Source organism: Streptomyces sp. 13-12-16, assembly GCF_002114215.1.
In the GTDB taxonomy this organism is placed as follows: Bacteria; Actinomycetota; Actinomycetes; order Streptomycetales; family Streptomycetaceae; genus Streptomyces.
On record NZ_NCTE01000794.1, the window covers coordinates 3145 to 7196 of the forward strand.

5 protein-coding genes are annotated in these 4052 nt (G+C 73.3%); 2 read left to right on the plus strand and 3 right to left on the minus strand.

Annotated features, from left to right (window positions below; all coding sequences use genetic code 11):
* Both alc and allB read right to left on the minus strand, forming a co-directional pair.
* The coding region (alc, locus tag B7767_RS29095) for an allantoicase (protein WP_085574762.1) at window positions 1–858 on the minus strand (858 nt) is incomplete at its 3' end.
* A gap of 32 nt (window positions 859–890) precedes the next feature.
* A complete protein-coding gene (gene allB / locus B7767_RS29100) occupies window positions 891–2231 on the minus strand; it encodes an allantoinase AllB (protein WP_085574763.1) in 1341 nt (446 codons plus the stop codon).
* A 243-nt stretch (window positions 2232–2474) separates the two neighbouring features.
* Here allB and B7767_RS29105 point away from each other — a divergent pair, with 243 nt between their 5' ends.
* Window positions 2475–3281 carry an IclR family transcriptional regulator gene (locus tag B7767_RS29105; RefSeq protein ID WP_085574764.1) on the plus strand — a complete coding sequence of 269 codons (807 nt, stop codon included), beginning with the start codon at window positions 2475–2477 and terminating at the stop codon, window positions 3279–3281.
* 12 nt (window positions 3282–3293) lie between these two features.
* On the opposite strand, the gene B7767_RS29110 is transcribed toward B7767_RS29105, so the two are convergent.
* Window positions 3294–3581 carry a DUF5955 family protein gene (locus B7767_RS29110; RefSeq protein ID WP_373408247.1) on the minus strand — a complete coding sequence of 96 codons (288 nt, stop codon included), beginning with the start codon at window positions 3579–3581 and terminating at the stop codon, window positions 3294–3296.
* Window positions 3582–3809: 228 nt separating this feature from the next.
* Here B7767_RS29110 and B7767_RS29115 point away from each other — a divergent pair.
* Window positions 3810–4052: NTP transferase domain-containing protein (locus B7767_RS29115; RefSeq protein WP_179167335.1), on the plus strand; the 243-nt coding region annotated here is incomplete at its 3' end.

Genomic DNA, 4052 nt, shown 5'->3' on the forward strand with positions numbered 1-4052 from the left:
GTACGCCGTGTCGATCTCCAGGGCGCGGATCCGCGACCGGGCGACCAGGCGGTAGCGGATCCAGTCGTGGCCCCGGTCGCGGCGGCGGCGGGTCTCCCAGCCGTCGTCCATCTTCCGGGAGCGGCCGGGCCGGATGGTGTTGGCGGCCGGTGAGTAGAAGCGGTCCGAGGCGTCCTCGACCCGGCCGCCGTTCTCCAGCGCGACGACGTCGAAGGTGCCGAGTGCCGCCAGCCACGCCGGATCGGGCACGACCTCGCCGTACACGCGCAGCCGGGCGATGCCCCCGTCGGGGTGCTGCTTGAGGCGCAGGTGGGTGAAGCGCTGTTCGTCCGTGACGGCGAAGCCGTTGGCCGCGTGGCCGCCGACCGGGGTGCGCGGGACGAGCGTCGTCCACTTCACGTCGTCCGAGAGCAGCTCCTCCGGGGACGGGGAGCCCTCCACCGACGTGCCCTCGACGGACACGGCCTGCGGGTGGTTGCCGCGGAAGTGGGCGGTGTCCACGACGATCCCGCGGACGACTCCGGGGGCTCCGAGCCGGATCAGCGCCCAGTCGTGGTCCTCCTCCGCCGGCCAGGGGTGTTCGGCGGAGGTGCCGCGCCGGCGCCGGGTCTCCCAGCCGTCCATGATCTTGCCCTTGTGCCCGAAGTGCCCGGGGTCGAACTCGGCGCGTCCGGGCAGCAGGAGGTTCTCGCGCTGGGCGAAGAACTCGTCGTTGGCGGCGATGACCCCGGCGCCGAGCCGGCGGTCGGCGAGGTCGACGTGGTGGGTGAAGGGGAAGTCGGCGGTGCGGTAGTCCGCGTACGGGTCACCGCCGCTGTAGGGGTGCGCGTCGCCGGTGAAGCTCTCGATCGCCGTCACGGTGATCTGGTCCTGCCTTTCGGGAGTCGGTGTCAGTGGGAACGGGTGAGCAGTCGGCCCTTCGGTTCGGTGAACGCGCCGTCGGCGACGACGCGCCTGCCGCGCAGCCAGGTGGACTTCACGACGCCGTACAGGGTTCTGCCCGCGTACGCCGTCACACGGTTGCGGTGCTGGAGCGCAGCCGGGTCGACGGTGAAGGTCTCCTCGGGGGCGAGGACGGCGAAGTCGGCGTCGCGGCCGGGCGCGATGGCGCCCTTGCGCGCGTCGAGTCCGACGAGCGCCGCCGTGCGCGTCGACATCCAGCGCACCACGTCCTCCAGCCCGTGGCCGCGTCCGCGGGCCTCGGTCCAGACGGCCGGCAGGCTGAGCTGGAGGCCGGAGATGCCGCCCCAGGCGGTCGAGAAGTCGTCCGTCTTGAGGTCGGCGGTGGACGGGGAGTGGTCGGTGACGACGCAGTCGATGGTGCCGTCCGCCAGGGCCTGCCAGAGCAGGTCCTGGTTGGCGGCCTCGCGGATGGGCGGGCAGCACTTGAACTCGCTGGCACCGTCCGGGACTTCCTCTGCGGTGAGGGTGAGGTAGTGGGGGCAGGTCTCGACGGTGACGCGTACGCCGTCCGCCTTGGCCGCGGCGATCACGGGGAGCGCGTCGCCCGAGGAGAGGTGGAGCACGTGCACGCGTGCGCCCAGACGTTTCGCCTGATCGACGAGGTGCGCGATGGCGGTGTCCTCGGCGTCGCGCGGGCGGGAGGCGAGGAAGTCGGCGTACTTCGGGCCGCCGTGCCGCGGGGCGGCGGCCAGGTGGTGCGGGTCCTCGGCGTGCACGATCAGCAGGCCGTCGAAGGCGGCGACCTCGGCGAGGGAGCGGGCCAGCCGCTCCTGGTCCAGGTGCGGGAACTCGTCCACGCCGGAGGGTGACAGGAAGGCCTTGAAGCCGAAGACGCCGGCCTCGTGCAGCGGGCGCAGGTCCTCGACGTTGTCCGGCAGGGCACCGCCCCAGAAGCCGACGTCGACGTGGGCCTTGTCGGCGGCGACCCGCCGTTTGGTGCGCAGGTGGTCGACGGTGGTGGTGGGCGGGAGGGAGTTGAGCGGCATGTCGATCAGCGTGGTGATGCCGCCGGCCGCCGCCGCGCGGGTGGCGGTCCAGAAGCCCTCCCACTCGGTGCGTCCGGGGTCGTTGACGTGCACGTGGGTGTCGACCAGGCCGGGCAGCAGGACGTCGTCGCCGAGGTCCTCCAGGCGGGCGCCTTCCGGGACGGGTGCGTCGTACGGCAGGACGGCCGTGATCGTGCCGTCGGCGACCGTGACGGACGCGGCGCGCGTCCCCTCGGGAGTGATGACGCGCGTGGAGCGCAGCACCTGTTCGGCGTCGGGCACCCGGATCCTCCTGATCTTCCGCCGGGATGGAATTCAACGTTCTGTTGAAGGAGTCTTCACCCGCGCTTCCGGCCCGTCAAGGGCCTGCCTCCCGTGCGGTCCGGGCCGGCGGCCACCTCTGGACGATTCCACAAAGTGAAATTAGACTTTCGTAAAGCAGAACGTGGTTCCGCACAAGCGGGCGATCGACCGGCTGCCGGGTAGGCTTCTGCCCCTCCTGCCAGGCCTCGAAAGGAACGCGCCGTGCCGACGTCCAGCGCCAGCACCAACGACTCCGCCCGGTCCGCCGCCAGTGGCGGCGTGCAGTCCCTCGAGCGCGCCTTCGACCTGCTCGAACGGATGGCGGACGCGGGCGGTGAGGTCGGCCTGAGCGAGCTGTCCGCGAGCAGCGGGCTGCCCCTGCCGACCATCCACCGCCTGATGCGCACGCTCGTCGCCTGCGGCTACGTACGCCAGCAGCCCAACCGCCGCTACGCGCTGGGCCCGCGGCTGATCCGGCTCGGCGAGTCCGCCTCCCGGCTGCTGGGCACCTGGGCGCGGCCGTACCTGGCCCGCCTGGTGGAGGAGACCGGCGAGACGGCGAACATGGCGCTGCTCGACGGGGACGAGATCGTGTACGTGGCGCAGGTGCCGTCGAAGCACTCCATGCGGATGTTCACCGAGGTCGGCCGGCGCGTCCTGCCGCACTCCACGGGCGTGGGCAAGGCCCTGCTGGCCGGCTTCCCGCCGGAGGAGGTACGGGCCCTGCTCGGCCGCACCGGCATGCCCGCCGCGACGGACAGGACCATCACCACGCCGGACGGCTTCCTCGCCGCGCTGGAGGACGTGCGCCGCCTGGGCTACGCGATGGACGACAACGAGCAGGAGATCGGCGTCCGCTGCCTCGCCGTACCGGTGCCGGACTCCCCCACGGCGGCGGCGATCTCCATCTCGGGCCCGGCGGGGCGGGTCACCGAGTCGGCGACGGAGAAGATCGTGCCGGTGCTCCAGCAGGTCGCGGCGGAACTCTCCGAGGCGCTCACCACGCCGGGCACCGGCCCCACGGGCTGACCGGGGCGTGCGTCAGCCGCGTGGCGACGGGCCGAACAGGTCCACCGCCTCGCGCAGTTCCCGCACGCCCTGCCCCAGCGCGCTCACCGAGCCGATCGCGCCCGCGATCAGCAGCAGGGAGCGGCGCAGCCGGGGGATCTCGGGATCGCCGGCGGCGGCCATCCCGGCCAGTGCGGCGAGTTCCTCCTCCGCGATGCTCCGGTCCCGGAAGTCCCCGGGATGAGCGGCAAGTTGACGGCGTAACCGGGACACGGCGGAGCGCAGCTCCGCCACCCGTGGGTCCACCTGACTGCCGGGCACACGCCTCTGCTCCACGCTGTGCGACACGGTCCTCCCCCTGGCACGTCGTTGTGCGCCTCCCCGACCGGCCGCGGCGCCCCGCCGACCGGTCGCGCCAGTAAACGCCACCCCGGCCCCCTCGCGCCAGTCCGCTGCGTCATCGAGTTGCTCCGCAGCGTGACGATGCGGCCCCGGACATCCGCCCCGCGCCGCCCCGCCACCCCGCGACGGGTGCGGTATGCAGGACGCATGACGACACATCACAGGGGCGGGGACACCACCACGGAGGTCGTGGGACTGCTGCTCGCCGCGGGCGGCGGGCGGCGGCTCGGCGGGCGGCCCAAGGCACTGCTCACCCACCGGGGCCGTCCGCTGGTGGAACACGCGGCGGGGGTCCTGCGCGCGGGCGGCTGCACACGGGTGCACGTGGTGCTCGGCGCGCGGGCGGAGGAGGTGCGCGCCCGCGCCCGTCTGCCGGACTGCGTCCTCGTC